The 18,292-nt window shown below is 71.1% G+C and carries 18 protein-coding genes; 10 read left to right on the top strand and 8 right to left on the bottom strand.

Annotated features, from left to right (window positions below; translation table 11 throughout):
• Positions 1–28: 28 nt before the first annotated feature.
• Positions 29–886, bottom strand: coding sequence for a 3-hydroxyacyl-CoA dehydrogenase family protein (locus INP57_RS20845; protein WP_255520918.1), 858 nt, complete (start codon positions 884–886; stop codon positions 29–31).
• Positions 887–1,179: 293 nt separating this feature from the next.
• Here INP57_RS20845 and paaI point away from each other — a divergent pair, with 293 nt between their 5' ends.
• The 3 genes from paaI to INP57_RS20830 are packed head-to-tail and all read left to right on the top strand — an operon-like array spanning position 1,180 to position 3,544.
• A complete protein-coding gene (paaI, locus tag INP57_RS20840) occupies positions 1,180–1,560 on the top strand; it encodes a hydroxyphenylacetyl-CoA thioesterase PaaI (protein ID WP_200072138.1) in 381 nt (126 codons plus the stop codon).
• A gap of 47 nt (positions 1,561–1,607) precedes the next feature.
• The gene (gene paaK / locus INP57_RS20835; RefSeq protein WP_200071970.1) at positions 1,608–2,945 is read left to right on the top strand and encodes a phenylacetate--CoA ligase PaaK; all 1,338 of its coding nucleotides are present in this window, start codon (positions 1,608–1,610) and stop codon (positions 2,943–2,945) included.
• On the top strand, positions 2,945–3,544 hold the full coding sequence (locus INP57_RS20830) for a TetR/AcrR family transcriptional regulator (protein ID WP_200071969.1): 600 nt from the start codon (positions 2,945–2,947) through the stop codon (positions 3,542–3,544). The genes paaK and INP57_RS20830 overlap by 1 nt, the downstream gene beginning before the upstream one ends.
• On the opposite strand, the gene INP57_RS20825 is transcribed toward INP57_RS20830, so the two are convergent.
• Positions 3,507–4,106: an EF-hand domain-containing protein gene (locus INP57_RS20825; protein ID WP_200071968.1), complete on the bottom strand. Its 600-nt coding sequence runs from the start codon at positions 4,104–4,106 to the stop codon at positions 3,507–3,509. The two genes, INP57_RS20830 and INP57_RS20825, sit on opposite strands and share 38 nt — an antisense overlap.
• A 942-nt stretch (positions 4,107–5,048) precedes the next feature.
• Here INP57_RS20825 and INP57_RS20820 point away from each other — a divergent pair.
• The 3 genes from INP57_RS20820 (at position 5,049) to INP57_RS20810 (ending at position 7,296) form a co-directional block, all read left to right on the top strand.
• Positions 5,049–5,348: a hypothetical protein gene (locus INP57_RS20820; RefSeq protein ID WP_200071967.1), complete on the top strand. Its 300-nt coding sequence runs from the start codon at positions 5,049–5,051 to the stop codon at positions 5,346–5,348.
• Positions 5,345–6,643, top strand: coding sequence for a nucleotide sugar dehydrogenase (locus INP57_RS20815; RefSeq protein ID WP_200071966.1), 1,299 nt, complete (start codon positions 5,345–5,347; stop codon positions 6,641–6,643). The genes INP57_RS20820 and INP57_RS20815 overlap by 4 nt, the downstream gene beginning before the upstream one ends.
• Before the next feature lie 119 nt (positions 6,644–6,762).
• Positions 6,763–7,296, top strand: a complete 534-nt coding sequence (locus INP57_RS20810; protein WP_200071965.1) for an EF-hand domain-containing protein — start codon at positions 6,763–6,765, stop codon at positions 7,294–7,296.
• A 93-nt stretch (positions 7,297–7,389) separates the two neighbouring features.
• On the opposite strand, the gene INP57_RS20805 is transcribed toward INP57_RS20810, so the two are convergent.
• From INP57_RS20805 to INP57_RS20780, 6 genes are read right to left on the bottom strand one after another with little or no spacing between them, the layout of a single operon-like run.
• On the bottom strand, positions 7,390–7,839 hold the full coding sequence (locus INP57_RS20805; RefSeq protein ID WP_200071964.1) for a DUF6917 domain-containing protein: 450 nt from the start codon (positions 7,837–7,839) through the stop codon (positions 7,390–7,392).
• Entirely contained in the window at positions 7,836–8,819 is a 984-nt protein-coding gene (locus tag INP57_RS20800; protein ID WP_200071963.1) for a Gfo/Idh/MocA family protein, read from the bottom strand. The genes INP57_RS20805 and INP57_RS20800 overlap by 4 nt, the downstream gene beginning before the upstream one ends.
• On the bottom strand, positions 8,813–9,916 hold the full coding sequence (locus tag INP57_RS20795) for an Ldh family oxidoreductase (protein ID WP_200071962.1): 1,104 nt from the start codon (positions 9,914–9,916) through the stop codon (positions 8,813–8,815). Before INP57_RS20795 ends, INP57_RS20800 begins: the two co-directional genes overlap by 7 nt.
• Positions 9,913–11,262 (bottom strand): M20/M25/M40 family metallo-hydrolase, encoded by a 1,350-nt coding sequence (locus INP57_RS20790; RefSeq protein WP_200071961.1) that lies wholly within the window; start codon positions 11,260–11,262, stop codon positions 9,913–9,915. The genes INP57_RS20795 and INP57_RS20790 overlap by 4 nt, the downstream gene beginning before the upstream one ends.
• A complete protein-coding gene (locus tag INP57_RS20785; protein ID WP_200071960.1) occupies positions 11,259–12,137 on the bottom strand; it encodes a sugar phosphate isomerase/epimerase family protein in 879 nt (292 codons plus the stop codon). Before INP57_RS20785 ends, INP57_RS20790 begins: the two co-directional genes overlap by 4 nt.
• Positions 12,127–13,143 (bottom strand): Gfo/Idh/MocA family oxidoreductase, encoded by a 1,017-nt coding sequence (locus INP57_RS20780; protein WP_200071959.1) that lies wholly within the window; start codon positions 13,141–13,143, stop codon positions 12,127–12,129. The genes INP57_RS20785 and INP57_RS20780 overlap by 11 nt, the downstream gene beginning before the upstream one ends.
• Positions 13,144–13,599: 456 nt before the next feature.
• Between INP57_RS20780 and INP57_RS20775 the strand changes: the two genes are divergently transcribed.
• Genes INP57_RS20775 through INP57_RS20760 form a run of 4 tightly spaced genes read left to right on the top strand, consistent with a single transcriptional unit; the run spans position 13,600 to position 18,258 of the window.
• Complete coding sequence (locus INP57_RS20775; RefSeq protein ID WP_374220960.1) at positions 13,600–14,826, top strand: DegT/DnrJ/EryC1/StrS family aminotransferase; 1,227 nt, start codon at positions 13,600–13,602, stop codon at positions 14,824–14,826.
• On the top strand, positions 14,823–15,959 hold the full coding sequence (locus INP57_RS20770; RefSeq protein ID WP_200071958.1) for a DegT/DnrJ/EryC1/StrS family aminotransferase: 1,137 nt from the start codon (positions 14,823–14,825) through the stop codon (positions 15,957–15,959). Before INP57_RS20775 ends, INP57_RS20770 begins: the two co-directional genes overlap by 4 nt.
• Complete coding sequence (locus INP57_RS20765; RefSeq protein ID WP_200071957.1) at positions 15,956–16,912, top strand: UbiA family prenyltransferase; 957 nt, start codon at positions 15,956–15,958, stop codon at positions 16,910–16,912. Before INP57_RS20770 ends, INP57_RS20765 begins: the two co-directional genes overlap by 4 nt.
• Positions 16,909–18,258, top strand: a complete 1,350-nt coding sequence (locus tag INP57_RS20760) for an FAD-dependent oxidoreductase (RefSeq protein WP_200071956.1) — start codon at positions 16,909–16,911, stop codon at positions 18,256–18,258. The genes INP57_RS20765 and INP57_RS20760 overlap by 4 nt, the downstream gene beginning before the upstream one ends.
• Positions 18,259–18,292: the final 34 nt, after the last annotated feature.

Below are 18,292 nucleotides of genomic sequence, written 5' to 3'. Positions count from 1 at the left end.
TAAAGCCGCTTTCGCCGCCGCACGAACGTCAATCCGGCCACTCGTGGAACCCGCGGCCGGATTTGCGGCCCAGCTCGCCGCGCTCGACCTTGTCCCGCAACAACTGCGGCGGCGCGAACCGCTCGCCGAGCGTGCCGTGCAGGTAGTCGGCGACCGCCAGCCGCACGTCCAGCCCCACCAGGTCGGTCGAGCGCAGCGGGCCCATCGGGTGCCGGTAGCCGAGCTCCACGGCGGTGTCGATCGACTCGGCGTCGGCCACGCCCTCCTGCAGCATCCGGATCGCCTCCAGCCCGAGCGCCACGCCCAGCCTGCTGGTGGCGAAACCCGGCGAATCCCGCACCACCACGTCCGTGCGGCCGAGCCCGCGCACCCACCCGCTGACGGCCTGCACCGTGTCGTCGGCGGTTTCCGGTGCGACCACGACTTCCACGAGCTTGGAAGCAGGCACCGGGTTGAAGAAGTGCATCCCGAGGAACCGCCGCGGATTCCGCAGCGCGGTGGCGAGTTCCGCGATGGACAGCGAGCTGGTGTTGCTGGCGAGCACGGTCCGCTCGGAAACGGCGCGTTCGGCCGCGGCCAGCACGTCGAGCTTGAGCTCCGGTCGCTCCGGAACCGCCTCCACGACGAGGTCGGCCTCGGCGGGCAGCTCGCCGATGCCGGTCACGACGTGCAGCCGCGCCAGCACCGCTTCCGGATCGTCGTCGAGTTTTCCGCGCCGCACGGCGCCTTCCAGCCCGTCCCGGACGCGCTGCCGCGCGGCCCCGGCCGCGGCGTCGTCGTTTTCGGCCACGTGCACCTCGGTGCCGAGCATCAGGAACACCTGGGCTATCCCGGCGCCCATGCGCCCGCCGCCGAGGATCCCGACCAGTTCCGGTGTGCTGCTCAACGCGAACCCCTTCGTTGCCCGGACGGACGCTGCGCGGCGCCGGACGCCTCCGCCGCAGCGGGTTGACATCGCGACCGGCGCGGCCAACACTCTAGATTAATAACCGACTGTTCGGTCAGTACGCAAGGCTGCGGCGCGGAAATCCCTGCACAGCGGTGCTGCGCAGCGGTACCGGACAGGGGCACCGGACAGCGGTATCGGACAACGGCACTCGGGCCGAGCACTTCGGCCGAGCACTAGGAGGCGGTGGCCACGTGGATCCGGCCGAGCAGGTGGCTAGCGCGACCCGCGCGATGCTGGACGACGACAACGCGAGCAAGACCCTCGGCATCGAGGCGCTGACGGCCGCCGACGGGCACGCCGCGGTGCGCATGACCGTCACCCCGGCCATGGTCAACGGGCACGGCATGGCCCACGGCGGCTACGTGTTCCTGCTGGCCGACACCGCGTTCGCCTGCGCCTGCAACAGCCACGGGCCGGTGACCGTGGCCGCGAGCGCGGAGATCACCTTCGTCGCCGCCGCCTACGAGGGCGACGTGCTGCACGCCGAGGCGGCCGAGCGCACCCGGTTCGGGCGCAGCGGGATCTACGACATCACGGTGCGCCGCGGACCCGCTCCCGGCGATCCGGTGATCGCCGAGTTCCGGGGCCACAGCCGGACTCTGAAGGAATGACGGCGTTCCGCAGCAATGACGGGACTTCGCGGGAAGGGACACACGGCATGACTCGCACGACAACGGTGTCGTCCGGACGTTTCGGCTCCGCGCCGGATCCCGGTGAGCTCGACCCCGCCGAGCGGCTCGGCGCCGACGAGCTCGCCGCCCTGCAACTCGAACGTCTCAAGTGGACGCTGCAGCACGCCTACCGCAACGTTCCCTTCTACCGCGCCAAATTCGACGCCGCCGGAGTGCACCCGGACGACTGCCGCAGCCTCGCCGACCTCGCGAAGTTCCCCACCACCAGCAAAGCCGACCTGCGCGAGAACTACCCGTTCGGCATGTGCGCGGTGCCGCGCGAGCAGCTGCGCCGGGTGCACGCCTCCAGCGGTACCACCGGGCGGCCCACCGTCGTCGGCTACACCGGCGGCGACCTGGACGTGTGGGCGGATGCGGTGGCCCGCTCCATCCGGGCCGCGGGCGGACGACCCGGGCACCTGGTGCACGTTTCCTACGGGTACGGGTTGTTCACCGGCGGGCTCGGCGCGCACTACGGCGCGGAACGGCTCGGTTGCGCGGTCGTGCCCGCATCCGGTGGCATGACCGCCCGGCAGGTCCAGATCATCCGGGACTTCCAGCCCGAGATCATCATGGTCACCCCTTCCTACATGCTCACGCTGATCGACGAATTCCACCGCCAGGGCATCGACCCGCGGGAGACCTCGCTGAAGATCGGCATCTTCGGCGCCGAACCGTGGACCGAGGACATGCGCCGCGAGATCGAGCAGGCGGTGGACATCGACGCGGTCGACATCTACGGCCTGTCCGAGGTGATGGGGCCCGGCGTCGCCGCCGAATGCGCCGAGACCAAAGACGGCCTGCACATCTGGGAGGACCACTTCTACCCGGAGGTGGTGGACCCGGTCCTCGGCGATCCGCTGCCCGCGGGCGAGCGCGGTGAGCTGCTGTTCACCACGCTGACCAAGGAGGCGCTGCCGGTCATCCGGTACCGCACCCGCGACCTCACCAGGCTGCTGCCCGGCACCGCCCGCCCGAACCTGCGGCGGATGGAGAAGATCACCGGCCGCAGCGACGATCTGATCATCCTGCGCGGGGTGAACGTCTTCCCCACCCAGATCGAGGAACTGGTGCTGCGCGCGGACGGCCTGTCCCCGCACTTCCAGATCACCTTGACCCGCAAGGGCCGGATGGACCACATGACGATCCGCGTCGAAGCCGACGAGGACATCACCCCGCAGCAGCGGGCCGCGGCTCCGGAGCTGCTGACCAAGGCGGTCAAGGACGCGGTCGGCATCAGCGCCGAGATCGCCGTGGTCGCCCCGGACACGCTGGAACGCTCGGTCGGCAAGCTCCGGCGCGTCCTCGATCACCGGGAGGGGTGATGCCGGCCCGCACGAACGGCAACCGCGGCCGCCCCGGGTACGACCTGGACTCGGTGCTGCGCACCGCGGCCGCGGTGTTCCACGAGCGCGGCTACGACGGCACCAGCATGGAGTTGCTGGCGAACCGCCTCGGCATCACCAAGTCCGCGATCTACCACCACGTCTCCGGCAAGGAAGAACTGCTGCGGCTGACGGTCGACCGGGCGCTGGACGCGCTGCTCGCGGTGGCCGACGAGCCCGCGGCGCAACGCGGTCCGGCGCTGGACCGGCTGCGGCACGTGCTGCGGCGCAGCGTGCGGGTGCTGGTGGACGAGCAGCCGTTCGTGACGGTGCTGCTGCGGGTGCGCGGCAACAGCGAGGTGGAGCGGCAGGCGCTGGCGCGGCGCCGCGAGATCGACGGGTTCCTCAGCGACCTGGTCGCGGCCGCCGAGCAGGAGGGCGCGATCCGCCCGGACCTCGATCCGGCGCTGACCACCCGGTTGCTGTTCGGCATGGTCAACTCCGTCATCGAGTGGTACCGGCCGGGCACCGGCCTGTCCGCCGAGGAGCTCGCCGAGGCCGTCACGAAGATCGCTTTCGATGGACTCCGGAACGGCTAGCGCCGCCTGCCGGGAAACTGCGCGGGCGGCCGGATATGAGTTCGATGTCCAGCCGGCCGTAGTGGTAGTCGCGCACCGCTTGCAGCATCTGGTTCAGCGACAGCTCACCGCGGCCGTAGTGGTCGATCTTGTCGAAGGCGACGCCGCCGTCGGCCACGCTCATTCCGTGCGCGGACAACCACTTCGCGAATTCGGCGCGGTCGATCCGGCCTTCGTCCTTCTTCGCGCACAATCCGATGACCGCCGTCAGCACCGGCGTGAGCATCCGGTTGAACGCGGCTTCGCCCTGCTCGAAGATGAGGTCTTCGCAAACCCTGCGAAACTGTTGCTCGTTCACGGATCCGTCCGGTCTGGCCCCCGATTCCCCGGCCACCACGTCGAACATCCAGCACAACGCGTTGCGCAGATCCCGGGCGGCCGGCGAGGTGCTGCCCCGGCCGAATGCGCGCACGATCCGATCCGCCTCGTGCTCGAAGTCCGAGCGCCGCAACACCCCTTTGCCGGCGACGTCCCACCGGTCGAAGCGCGCCTTGAGTCGGTCGCTGATGACGGCATTCATCATGGAACTGGCCTTTCTCACTTCAACGCTGGGCGAACCGGCACCGGCGGCCCCGCCGCACCCGACTGCGAACGTTTCGCCAGGACAGGACGGTCACGTCGGCCGCTTTCCGGCGAGCGCGCAGCAAGTTGCGCCCGGCGACGAACGCCGCGAGCGTTCCGGTCGCCGGAAAGCTGGGGAATCAAGGGGATTTCCGTTCCGACTTCGCGTGCAGGGGCCGCCCGCCGAGCCCGCCGAGCCCCGGTCCGGCCCTCGGCGACCGTACCCGCTCCGCGATCGGAGAAGGAGGGTTCACCCGAACTCGGAACCAAGATTCACCACATGGAGTGATCTTGCCATCTGCCGGTTCCGCACCGGCTCGGCGGACGCATTACCCGGAAAGCGTAATACGGTTCCGAGAACGCCTGGTCAGAATACTCAAATGACCAAAGTAGACGGTCCAGAAAACCACTCTTGAGCACTTTCCCCCGCTGCTACGGTCGGCGCAACGCCGGACGCCGAAAGCACGACGGACGTCTTCGGCCATTCGCCGAAAATTTGCGCGTCGAGGGGGAAGATCAGCGTGCGGATCGCGATGCGAAAGCACATTCCGGTGCACTCACACGGCCGCGCGGTGCGGATCACCGGACCGTCCGATGGCTTCGTCCGCGCCTGCCGCAGCGCTTGGCCGCTGCACCCGGCGCGGACGAGGGCGTGCCCGCGGACAGCGGGGCGCGCAGCGGCGGCGGCCCGGCCCGGCGACCGGGTGCCCGCCGGGTCGCCGTCCTCCGGTGCGCGGTCTTGCCGCCACCGGCCCGCCGCGCGAGTCGCCGAATCCACCTCGGCCACCGGTGTCCCTGCGCCCCCGGCCGGGGCAGGCGCGCCGTCCCCGGTGCTCCGCGACTGACGCCGCCGGACGCCGCGCGACCAGTTTCGATCGAAGAAACCGAAGACGAGGAGTTCCACATGCGCCTTTCCCGATCCGCCCCGGTCCTGCTCGCCGCCGCGCTGACCGCGCTGCCCGCCGGAGCGGCCGGCGCAGCCACCGGCCAAGTCACCGTTTTCGAAACCGAGGTCCAGAAGCTGAGCACCTACGACGACCCGGCGGGCTGCCACAAGCTGCCGCCGGCCGCGCACGTGCTGACCAACCAGACGAACGAGCCGGTGCAGATCTACGGCGACCCGTTCTGCCTGACGCCGAGCCTGACCGTGCAACCCGGTCACGGTTCGCACGTCGCGCCCGGCAGCGGCAGCTTCTCCGCATGACACCTCCGTCTGCTCCGGACGGACGTGACGCTGGGACGCCGGTCGATCTGGTGGTCGTGGGACTCGGCTACGTGGGACTCCCGCTGGCCGCGCGAGCCTGCGAGGCGGGTGTGCGCACCATCGGGCTGGACGTCTCCGCGGAGGTGGCGGACGGTCTCAACGCCGGACGCTCGCACGTGGGCGACGTGCCCGATTCCGTGGTCGCCGACATGGTCGCGGCGGGCTTCACGGCCACCACGGCTCCGTCGGTGCTCGCCGCCGCCGACACGATCGTGCTGTGCGTGCCCACGGGGCTGTCCGCATCAGGTGAACCGGATCTGACCGCGGTGCGCGCGGCCGCGCGCACGGTGGCCGGGCGGTTGCGGCCGGGGACGCTGGTGGTGCTGGAGTCGACGAGCTACCCGGGCACCACGGAGGAAGTGGTGCGCCCGATCCTGGAGCACCGCAGCGGATTGCGCGCCGGGGACGACTTCCACCTGGTGTACTCGCCGGAGCGGATCGACCCGGGCAACGCGCGCTTCAGCATGATCAACACGCCCAAGGTGGTCAGCGGGTGCACCCCGTTGTGCGCCAAGCACGGCGTGGCGTTCTACGGGCGGTTCGTCGATTCCCTGGTGGTCTCCCGCGGCACCCGCGAGGCGGAGATGGCCAAGCTGCTGGAGAACAGCTATCGGTACGTGAACATCGCGCTGGTCAACGAGGTGGCGCTGTTCTGCGACCGGGTGGGCATCGACGTGTGGGACGTGCTGCACTGCGCGTCCACCAAACCGTTCGGCTTCGCGCCGTTCCAGCCCGGCCCCGGGGTGGGCGGGCACTGCATCCCGGTCGACCCGAGGTACCTGGAGAGCAAAGCGCGCGACGAGGGCTTCTCGTTCAGCACGCTCTCCTCGGCCCGGGCGGTCAACGAGCAGATGCCGGAGCACGTGGTGGACCGGGCCGCGGCGCTGCTGGCGGGCCAGGGCAAGCGATTGGCCGAGGCGCGGGTGCTGCTGCTCGGCGTGGCCTACAAGCCGGATGTGGCCGACACCCGCGAGTCACCGGCGTACCCGGTCGCGCGCGGGTTGCGGGCCCGCGGCACGTCGGTGGCCTTCCACGACCCCAACGTCTCCCGGCTGCACGTGGACGGGACGGAAGTGCCCAAAGTGGACGGTCTGAATCCCGCGCTGCGGGCGGCCGACCTGGCGATCCTGATGCAGGACCACCGCTGCTACGACCTGGTGCAACTCGCCGCTTCCGGCTGCGTGCTGCTGGACACCCGCGGAAAGGCGGCCGGAGCCGCGGTGACGTTGCTGTGAACCGCTGCGCCGCAGCGGACGAACGAGGCTTTCGCGGAATTTGCCCCCCAAATCCCGCGTGAGGGCCGGAGCCGCGGCTCCGGTGCAAGTGGACAGTACCCGAATGAGAGGAGAGTGCTATGAGCACCGCTCTGGCCACCGAACGGCTCCGCAAGCGCTTCGCCAAGTGGGACATCGACGGCAGCGGCAGCTTGGAGCGCGCCGACCTGGAGAAGGAGGGCGAGAAGATCGCCCAGGCGTTCGGCAAGTCGCCGACCAGCCCGGAAGGGCAGGCCATGCGCTCGGCGTTCACCACCATGTTCGGCTACCTCGCGGACAACGCCGGGATCGGCGCCGACGGCGCGCTGACCGAGGACGACTTCGTGCGCGTCGCGCAGAAGATGATGTTCGAGGACGGCGAGACGGCCTTCGACGGCGTCCTCGGGCCGGTGGTGCGCGGCATCGTGGGCCTGTGCGACAAGAACGCCGACGGCCAGATCAACGGAGCGGAGTTCGCCTCCTGGCTGACCGCGGTCGGCGTGGACCGGTCGCAGGCATCGGGCACGTTCGCCCAGGTCGACGCGAACGGCAACGGTGAGCTCTCGGTGGACGAGCTGCTCGCCGCGGTCCGCGACTTCCACTTCGGACGGTCCGAGATCGAGCTGTTGGGCTGAGCCGGCGACGATCGCGAGAAGGCCGGTGCCCCCTACCTCGCCACGGGGTCACCGGCCTTTTCCTTCGGATCGCCGCCGCTATCGCGCAGCGCGCTACGACACCAGGCTCGCGAGCTGTGATTCACCGGCGCACGCCGGCACGCCCTGGGTGAACGAAAGCGGAGTTTCCGGCTGCAACCCCAAATCGGCCCCGGTCACCACGTGCTCCGTGCGCACGAGGACGTTGTAGTGGTTCGGGAAGTGGCAGGCGTCGAACCCGAGCACGGTGCCCACCAGGTCGCCGCCGATCCAGAACCGGTCACCGCGGTCCAGCACGCCCGCGCACCCGAACTCGGCGAATCCGAGGAACCCCACCCGGTCGATGCGGGCGCCCGGCTCGGCGTCCCGGTGGTCGGTGCTGACCAGCTCGTGCAGTTCGCCGCGGCGCACGCACCGGCTGGCGTGCGGTTCCAGGGACATGCCGCGTTGTTCGCGGCGGTGCAGCAGGATCTTCACCAGCGTCGCGTGCAGCGTCCGCTTGGGGCCGTCCTCTTCCAGGTTCATCGAATGCACTCCTTTCCATGCTCACCGGCGGACCGGTCGTGCACCCGGTAGGTGTCGGCGACCAGTTCCAGCGCGGCCAGCCCGCCGTCCCTGCTGAGGCCGTCCCTGCTGAGGCCGCTACCGCCGCCGCTGCTTCCGCCTGCGCAGCGACCGTTGTCGATGGCCGCGCCGAAGTCGGCCAGGATCCCGTCGTACTCGTGCCACAGCGAGGCTTTGAACCCGTCGTGCCCGGCGAGCATGTCCGCCCGCCGCACGCTGCCGTCCGCGAACCGCAGCTCGACGTCCTTGGTCTCCCCCGGGTGCGACCAGTCGAGTTCCACGATGGCCGGTACGCCGGTGGCCGAGCGCAGCCGCACCACGGCCTGCCGGTCCACGCCGTGCTCGTCGCGGGTCACGGCTGCGTCGCGCACCGATACCTCACCGAGGAACAACCGCACCAGGTCGAACGCGTTCGGACCGTTGTCGGCGACGCATCCACCGCCGCAGCGGACCGGGTCCAGGTACCAGGTGTCGCCGCCGAGGTGTTCCTCGATGCGTTCGAGGTAGCGCACCGTCATCGACTCGATCCGGCCTTCGGCCCCGGCCAGCAGCCGCAGCACGTTGTCGTTGTAGCGGCGGTGGAACGCGGTGAACAGCGTGGTCCGCTCGGCGAGCCCGGCCAGCTCGCGGCCTTCCGCGACGGTGATCGCGAGCGGTTTTTCCACGCACACCGGTAACTCCGCGCGCAGCGCGTCCCGGCACACGCGCGCGTGCGTGTCGTTGGGCGCGGTCACGATCACGGCGTCGAGGTCGGCGGCGTGGAACATGTCGCGGTGGTCGAGGTAGCCGGTCGCGCGCGAGAGGTGCGGGCCCAGAACGGCGGCGTGCACGTCGCAGACGCCGGCGAGTTCCCAGTGCGGCGACCGTTGCACCGCGGCCAGGTAGTAGTGCGCCATCGTGCCGAGTCCGACCACGCCGACGCGCCGCGGCGCGCTCAACATGTCCCCGCTTCCAGTCCCAGCTCGACCAGTTCGCGGTACACCCCGGCGCGGATCGGCACGCCCGCGATCTTGCGCTGCCGCGCCCGTTCCGCTTCGTGCCAGCCCGGGTACCGCACCGGTTCGTCGCCCAGCGGCGGGCATTCCACCAGCGTGCTGAACAGTCCGCGGGCGTCGCCTGCGAAATCCCCGTGCGGGCGCAGCACTCCCGGCGCGATGGCGAGCACGAAGAAACCGATGTCGTCGTCGCGGCCGTGCGCGCCACCGTCGCCCGCCAGCGCTTCCGGGGCCGGGCCGAGACCCGCGCCGGACAACGCCGCGGACAGCAGCTCCACCACCAGTCCGAGCCCGAATCCTTTGTGCGCGCCGGTTTCCGGCTCGCCGCCGAGCCAGCGCAGGTGCGCTTCGCGCCGGTCGAACGCGGCCGGGTCGGTCACCGCTGCGCCGGAGTCGTCGGCCAGCCAACCTTCCGGTACTTCCTCGGCGTTGGCCGCGGCCACCCGCACTTTGCCCGTCGGAACCACGGTCGTGCTCATGTCCAGCAGGAACGGGTGGCCTTCCAGTGCGGGCGCGGCGACGCTGAGCGGGTTGGTGCCGAGCATGCTCAGCGCCCCCAGCGGCGGGCGCGCGATCCGCTGCTCGCCGCAGTTGCTCGCCACGATGCCGATCATGCCGCGTTCGGCGGCGCGCACCGCGTGGAATCCGGCGCAGCCGAAGTGCGTGCCGCCGCGCACCGAGACCAGCCCGATCCCGTGCTCGTCCGCCCGGTCGGCGGCCGAGTCCATGGCGTCCGCGGCGGCCCACAGCCCGAGCGCGCGGCGGGAGTCGACCACCGCGCACGCGCCGAGGTCGGTCAGCACCTGCGGTTCGGCGCCCGGGTCGATCCGCCCGGCCGCCAGCTGCGGCAGGTAGAGCCTGGTGAGGTTGAACATGCCGTGCGACTCGTAGCCGCACAGGTCGCCGTGGCAGAGCGCGGCAGCGGCGGTGGCCGCACGCGCCTGCGGCACGCCGCGTTCGGTGAACAGGCGGGTGACCAGCTCCAGCAGAGCGGTGTGGTCCACGGCGACCTGGTGCCCGGCGTTCTCCGCGAGCGCTGTCATCGGGCGGTCCCCTTTCCGGCATCCGTCGCGGGATGCCTCTCGGTGCGTTGTGCCGGTGCTTCGGTCCTGAGTGGACGCTCGGCTGCGGTTCCCGCGGCGCTTTTCAGCAGCGCCGCGACGGCGGCTGCGAAGTCCTGCAGTTGCGCCAGCTCGGCGTATTCGCCTTCGGCGTGGGCGTTGTTGGTCTCCAGCGAGCCGGGTCCGAGCACGACGGTGCCGGTTCCCGGCCGCTCGGCCATCCAGATGGCGTCGCAGGTGAACGCGGACTCTTCGGCGGGCCAGCCGGGAACGCCCGCGCGTTCGAGCAGTTCGTCCGTCCACGAGTGACCGCCGCGGAGCGCGGGCAAGCCGCGCTTGAGCCATCGGAGCTCGGTGATCGATGCGGCCTCGGCGGCGGTGCGGGCGAATTCCCTGGTACCGCCGAAGGTCCGGGTGAACTCGGAGAGCCCGCGGTGCAGCGAGTCCTCCAAGTCCCGTTCGGCCGCCGCGCCTTCGTCCGACGACTCGTAGGAGAGGTTCAGCAGCAGCCCACCGCTTCCGTAAACCCGGTTGTGCAGCTCGCCGGTGTGCAGTCCCGCGACGCACAACCTCCCGGGCCGCTCCTGCGGGTCGAGCTCTTTCGCCAAGTGCTGCGCCAGGAAACCCAGCAGCACGGTCGCGTTGTGCCCGGCATCGGGACGGTCGTCGATGGCGCCCGCACCGTCGACGCTCAGCATCGCGGTGGCCGAGGCGGTGGATCGGGTCAGGTAGCGCATTCCGGTCGGTTCGCAGAAGACGTTGAGACGCCCGAGGAAACCGGCGTCGACCAGCGGCCTGGTGCCGAAACTTCCCATCGCGCCGCCTTCTTCACCGGCGACGGCCTGCACCAGCACGCCGAGGTCGCGGCCGATCGCCGGTTCGGTGCGGGCTGCCTCGCGGATGCCCGCCAGCAGCGCGACCGCGGGACCTTTCGCGTCGATGGACCCGCGGCCGGTAAAGCGTTCGCCGTCGAAGCACACCGGCTCAAGACCGGCGACCGTGTCCAGATGCACGTTGAACATCACCGTGGACTCCCGCGGAAGCTGCGGGCCGAGCCGCAGCACGAGGTTCGGTTGCCCGGCGAGGAAGTTCTCGTCGGCGGCGGCTTCCCGGACGGTGCGGGGCACTCCGGGCGCGTCGAGCACGCTCGATGGCGCAGCGGCGTGGTGCACCACCCGGAGACCCGATTCCCGTGCCGATTCGGCATAAAATCGTTGGGCTCGGGCGATGTCCGAGGGTTCGCCGCTGCGTTCCAGGGGATTGACGGTGGGCGTGCGCAGCAAGCGCAGCAGCAGTTCGCGGTCCTGCGCCGAGATCAAGCCGGTCATGCGCGTCCGCTGCTTCCTGCGATTCGTGTTGCCGCGCAAGGCATCGAGTCCCGCAGCAGACCTTCCAGGCTCCGTCCCGCCTCGACGAAGCGATCCGCGGCGGACTCCCCCGCGACCACTCCGTCGTGCGGGCGCGCGGACAGATGCGGTTCCAACGACAGCGCCCCGCTGTAGCCGGAATCCCGCAGCAGGCGCAAGCAGTCCGCGACCCGTGCCGAACCGGTCCCCGGCAGCACGTAGGTGGCGTTGCCCGCACTGCCGACAGCGTCTTTGACGTGCACGTGCGCCACGTGCGCCACGACCTGCCCGAGCAGTGCGCAGGCGTCGTACCCGTGCTCGATCCCGTTGCCGGTGTCGAACAACAACCGCAGCGAGGCACCCGCCTCGGCCAGCATCCGCAGCATCCGACCGGCATCGCGACCGGCCCATCCCGCGCAATTCTCGTGCAGCAGCACCACATTCAGCTCGTCCGCCCGCTGCGCCAAGCGCGCCACGCGGTCCAGCACGCGCTCTCGCCACTCCGCTTCCGGCAGCCCGTCGTTCGGGTAGGACATGATCCGCACGTAGCGGGTGCCCAGCTCGGCGGCCCGCGCCGCCAGCACCTCCAGCTCGCGCAGGTCGTCGGCGAACGGCGCGGTCACCGGGCGCGCCCAGTTCCCGATCCTGGAAGCCAGGCACGGCACCGCCAACCCGGCATCGCGCACCGCCGCGCGCAGCCGCCGGAACCGTTGCTCGTCGAGGTCGCCGAGCGCCGCACCGTCCACATTGCGCAGTTCGATGCCGCCGAAGCCGATGCGCTCGATCGCGGCCAGCTGACCGGGAAGATCGACCGCGGCTTCGTCACCGATGCCTGCCAGCAGGTGGTCACCCGGCATGTGCACGACTCCCCTCTGCTCCGGTCCCCTCGGCTCCGGTCGGCAGGCCGCACCGCTTCGCCGCGGTCATCAGCCGCACGACGTCCCCGTGCAGTCCGAAGTGCTCGGCGGTGCGCCCGGCGGCGAAGTCGCGGTAGGCGCGGAGCATGAACGCTGTCAGCGCGTCGTCCGGGAAGACCTCGGGCTCGGCCCCGTCCACGACCAGCTGCGCGTGGTCGTCGTCATCGCTGAGCGGGTAGTGCCCGGTGACCCGGCCGTGCTCGAACTCCAGCGTGATGCTGCGTTCCCGCACGGGCGCGGTCAGGTCCGAACGCAGCTCGCTGAGCACTCCGCTGTCGTGGCGCAGGGTCATCGCCGCCGCGCCCATCCGCGGCGCGACCACGTGCCCGCACCGCATGTCGGAGCACTCGGCGGCAACGAGTCCGGCGGGTCCGGCCAGCCGCAGCACCACCCCGAGCGAGTGCGGCAGTTCCACGTCGAACGCGGTCGGATGCCCGGAGGTCACCAGCGACCGGTGGAACCTGGGTTTGTGCTGGGCGAATCGGATCGATCGCAGCCGGCCGCGGCCGCTACCGGCCAGCAGCCGGGCCAGCCGCGTGGTCAGCGCGGACTCGAGCCAGTGCGCCACCACGGCCAGGTTCAGCCCGTACCGCTCGCGCAACGAGGCGATCTGGGCGTACTCGTCCGAGTCGGCGGCCAGCGGCTTCTCGACGATGATCCGCCGGTAGCCGAGTCCGGCCAGCTCGCGCAGCAGCTCCGGCCTGCGCACCGGCGGGGTGCAGACGTGCACCGCGGTCCGGCTCGGGTCGGCGAGCCCGGCGGCGGTGCGCACCGAGTCGACCACCGTGACCCCGCGCTGCTCGGTGCACGCGTGCTCCATGGGGTCGCAGGCCAGCACCGGGCCGGGCTGGAACAGCTCGCCTGCCGCCGCGCGGGCCTTGGCCAGCACCCGCAGGTGCAGTCCGGCTCCCGCGCGGCCGAGTCCGGCCACGAGTGTGTGCAGCATCGGTGCTCCGTCCTTTTCGGAACCGTTTTCGTCCGTTGTGGACGCAAGCAGGAATGGCCGCACGGAATGGCTTTTCCCTGCGAGCGCACCGTTCGGTGCGCGGCCGCGGGGGACACTAGCGGATTGCCGTTTCCGGATCCATGGGCGGGGTGGGAGCACTTCGCGCAGACGATCACCGGAAAGAGTGAAAGATGCTCGGAAACGGCGGATGTTCTTTCGGCCGATCGGCGCGTTCGGCTAGGTTCTCCGGCCGAAGATCTCCGCCTGAGTCCGCCGCCGGAATGACCCGCGGGCGCAAATGACTCCTATACCCGACACCGGAACGGACGGGGATCGGAAACCCTGGAAACCCCAGCTCGAAAAACCCCAGCTCGAAACGCGCAGCTCGAAACCGAAGGGATCGAAAACCGCACGGTTCGAGCGACGCCAGTCCACAGGAGCCCAGTCCACAGGAGCGTGGTCATCGTGTCCCGCGGCGCGGATTCCGCAGGGGCGCGGGAGGAATTACCGGCCCCGGCCGGTCCCGCGCCGATTCCCTTCTTCACCCAGGCCCGTACCTTCGACCGGCTGTGGCCGCAGATCAGCGCGCGGGTCGAGGAGGTCTTCGACAACGGCAAGTTCTCGCACGGCAGGCAGGTGGCCGAGCTGGAGCGCCGGCTGGCCGACTACACCGGCGCCCGCTTCGCCGTCGCCGTCAACAGCGGCACCGACGCGCTCGTGCTGCTGCTGCGCGCCGCCGGGCTCCAGCCCGGTGACGAGGTCGTGGTGCCCGCCTATTCGTTCGTGTCCACCGCCACCTCGGTGGTGCTGGCCGGGGGGCGCCCCGTGTTCGCCGACATCGACCCGGTGACCTACGCGCTCGATCCGTCCGAAGTGGACCGCGTTGCCGGTCCGCACACGCGATTCGTGCTGCCCGCGCACCTGTTCTGCCAGATGGCGCAGATGAGCGCGCTGTCCCGCGCCGCCGCGCGGCACGGCCTCACGGTGCTGGAGGACAGCGCCGAAGCGATCGGGATGCGCCAGGTCGGCGTGCACGCCGGACTGCACGGGCTCGGCGGAGTGCTGTCGTTCTTCCCCACCAAGACGCTGGGCGCGCTGGGCGACGCGGGGGCGGTGCTCACCGACGACGCCCGGGTGGCCGAGCTGGTGTCCGGGCTGCGCCACCACGGCCGGTTCGGCCGCACCGTGGACAACTTCCCCGGCATCTCCACCGAGACCGCGCTGGTCGGCACCAACAGCAAGATGGACGACATCCAGGCCGCGGTGCTGCTGGCGAAGCTGAACCGGCTGGACGACGACATCGCGCGCCGCGCCCGGCTGGCGGCGGCTTACCGGGAAAGGCTTTCCGGACTGCCGGGAATCGTCGCCCTGCCCCGGGTCGTCGACTCCGGACCGGGTTCCGGCGCGGTTTTCTACGTCTACCTGATCGAAGTGGAAGGCCGGGACGATTTGATCGCGCACCTGACCGAACGCGGAATCGGCACCGAAACCTACTACCCGGTTCCGCTGCACCTGCAGCCCTGTTTCCGCGAACTCGGCCACCGGCCCGGTGATTTTCCCCGCGCCGAAGCCGCGGCGGAACGCGCGCTCGCCCTTCCGCTCTACCCGGATCTGTCCATCCGGGAACTGGACCGGGTGTGCGCTGCGGTTAGCGAGTTCTGCACAGCGAGGAGCGCGCGATGAACCGGGATCTGCCGTTCTTCCCGCTCGATCTGTTCGAAGCGGACCGCAAGGTGCTGCTCGACCTGCTGCGCGAGATCGGGCGCGCGCCGGAGCAGAAGTTCATCCTCGGCGAGCACACCGCCGCGTTCGAGGAATTGCTGCGGGAATCGCTGGGTGCGTCCGATGTGGTCGCCTGCGGCAACGGAACCGCCGCGCTCGGGCTGGTCCTGCGGGCGATGGACGTCGGCCCCGGCGATGAGGTGGTGGTGCCGGCGTTCGGCTGCGCGCCGCTGGCGTCCTCCGTGGTCTCGGTGGGAGCGATGCCGGTGTTCGCGGACGTCGACCCGCGGACCATGGTGGCCGACCCGGACGCCGTGGAGCCGCTGATCAACCACCGCACCAAGGCGATCATGCCCGCGCACATGTTCTCCGTGATGGCGGACATGCCCCGGTTCGCCGAGCTGGCCGACAAGTGGGGCGTGCGGCTGCTGGAGGATTCCGCGGTGGCGCAGGGCGCGGTGCTCGACGGCGTGCCCGCCGGACTCTGGGGCGACGCGGGAGTTTTCTCGTTCGTGCAGGTCAAATCGTTCGGGATGCCGGGTGAGGGAGGTGCGGTCGTCACCCGCGATGCCGAGCTGGGCAGGCGCGTGCGGCTGCTGCGCAACCACGGGCAGCGGGAGCGCTTCGTCTACGCGGAGATCGGCACCAACAGCCGGTTCGACGAGATCCAGGCGGCGTTCCAGCTGCACCGGCACGCCGGTTTCGCCGACCGCCTGCGCCGCCGCGCCGAGATCGCCGAGCACTACACCGAGCGGTTCGCCGCGCTGGCCGACCGGGGCGTCGTGGCACCGCCGCCCGGACGCAACGGCCGCTGCTACTACGTGTACTGCCTGCAAGCCGACGACCGGGACGGGCTGCGCGAGCACTTGGCCGCGCGCGGCATCGGCTCGCACGTGTACTACCCGCTGCCGCTGCCGCGTCAGGTCGCGTTCGCTCCGTACGCCGCTGCGGAGCAGAGCTGGCCGAACGCCGAACGCGCCAGCGCCCGGATCCTGGCGCTGCCGATCCACCCGCACCTGTCCGACACCGACGTGGCCCGCGTCGCCGACGCGGTACGCGAGTTCGCCGCCCACCAGGAGATCGCCGAATCATGACGCTGCCCACCGTGTCCGCCGGAACGCGCGCCACCCGGCCGGAGAGCAAGGCGCGCAGCTACACCCGGCTGGGCAACCTGGACATCTACGACTACTACCTGAGCATCCTGGTGGCTGCTTCGGCCGTGCTGATGGCGCCCGCGGCGCCGGGGACGCTGCCGATGCTGCTGCTGTTCCTGCTCGGCGAGGTCGGCACGGTCGTCGCGCTGGTCGCGTTCGACGACGTGACCGGCTTCCGCGACGGCAGCGACCTGGTCAACTACGGGCCGGACGATCCGCTGCGCAAGAAGCTGCGCAAGCCGCTGGTCGCGGGCACGTTGACGGTGCCGGAGGCGTTGCGGTTCGGCTGGCTCACCGCCGTGGCCGGGGGTCTGCTGTGGACCGCTGCGATCGCGGTGTCCCCGCACACTCCGATGTGGACGGTCGCGATGATCGCGGTGACTTGGGTGTTCGCGCTGCAGTACTCCTACGGTCTCAAGCTCAGCTACCGCGGTTTCCAGGAGGCGTTCCTGGTGGCGCTGGGCGCGGTGCTGGTGCTGGCGCCGCACGCGCTGGCGACCGGCCGGTTCTCCGGGTTCCTCTGCGCGCAGGCCGTGCTGTTCGGCATGGGCGTGCTGATGTTCGGCGTGTACTCCAACACCAACGACGTCGATGGCGACCGGGGCGTGGGCCGGTGGACGGTGGCCGCGCTGACCTCGGTGCGCGGCAACGTGGCGTTCATCGGCGCGCTTTCGCTGGGCGAGTTCCTGATCGGCGCGGTCGCCTCGGCCACCGGAGCCGCGCCGGGGTGGTTCGTGCTGCTGATGCTGCCCGCCACGGCGCTGCGGGCTCGTCAGTTCCACCTGGGTTTCCGGCGCGGCGAGACGATGCGCGCCCGCAAGCTCGGATTCTCGGTGCACCGCACCAGCGTGGCGCTGCTGGTGCTGGCGAACCTGCTGGCTGGGTCGGTATGAGCACGGATCTGGACGTCGCGGTCGTCGGCGCGGGATTGGCCGGGCTGGCCGCGGCCACCGAGCTGCGCCGGGCCGGGCTCGCGGTCCGGGTTTTCGAGTCGGAGCCGCAAGTCGGCGGTCGCACCACCTCGTTCCGGCAGGATGGGTACACGGTGGACACCGGCGCGGAGCAGATATCGCCGCACGGATACCGCGCGACGTGGCGGTTGCTGGAGCGGATGGGCGTGCGGCTCGACGACGTCCCGGTCCTCGGCGGCCCGGTTGCGGTGTGGCGCGATGGGCTGGCGCGGCCGGGAGTCGCCGAACCGCGCGGCATGCTCACCGGTGCCGGTCTGACGCCGCGGGCTCGGCTGGATCTGGCCCGGTTCCAGCTGTGGGCGCGGCGGCGCCGCGCTTGGTTCGACACCGACCACCCGGAGCGTTCCCCGCTGCGCGGCACGACCGTCGCCGAGTTCGCCCGCCGCTACCACCGGGACCTGCACGACTACCTGCTGCAACCGGTCGCGGGCACGTTCTTCGGCTGGAACACGGAGCGCTCCGCGGCGGCTGTCCTGATCGGACTCCTGCTCGCGGTCGGCGACGCGTCGAGCTGGCGAACGTACCGCGACGGCATGGACACCTTGGCGCGCCTGCTGGCGGCCGACCTGGACGTGGCGACCGGCTGCGCGGTGCACGAGGTCGTCGCGGAGCGCGCATCGGCCACCCTGCTGACCACATCGGACACCGTGACGGCGCGCTCGGTGCTGCTGTGCGTACCCGCGCCGGTGGCGGCGATGCTGCACGCGAACCCGCCGGAGGACGAGTCTGCCTACCTCTCGGCCTGCACGTTCCGGCCCGCGCTGAAGGTGAGCTGCCTGCTGGACCGGCCGCTGGCGCCCGCGGGCGCGCGTGCGTACGCGCTGCTGACTCCGGAGGTCGAGGAGGACGTGCTGTCCGCGATCCTCTTCGACCACCAGAAGCATCCGGGACGGGCACCGGCGGGCAAGGGCCTGCTGACGCTGATGCCCGCCGCCGACCTCACGCACTCCCTTGTGGACGCTCCCGACGACGTCGTCGTGGCGCGGCTGACGCACGCGGCCGCGCGCTACCTGCCCGAGCTGCCCGCCGCGAACCGGCGCAACTTCGTGCACCGGTACCGGCACGGCCTGCCGGAGGCCGCTCCGGCGGCGCTGCACCGGCGGCCGCGGTTCATGGCACGCCCGCTCCGTTCCGTCGATTACGCCGGGGACTGGGTGATGCAACGTCCGGCGTCCGAAGGGGCGGTGCGCGCCGGTGCGCTCGCCGCCTCCCGCACCTTGAGCCGCCTGCGCGGCCGGCCGCAAACCGTTGCGCCGCAACGAGCCTGACCGCGATCCATCCCGCACTCCCGGAAAGGAACTG

Source organism: Saccharopolyspora galaxeae, from assembly GCF_016526145.1.
In the GTDB taxonomy this organism is placed as follows: Bacteria; Actinomycetota; Actinomycetes; order Mycobacteriales; family Pseudonocardiaceae; genus Saccharopolyspora_C; species Saccharopolyspora_C galaxeae.
The sequence above is the reverse complement of the archived record's forward strand: the minus strand, read 5'-3'. Positions and strand labels throughout refer to the sequence as shown.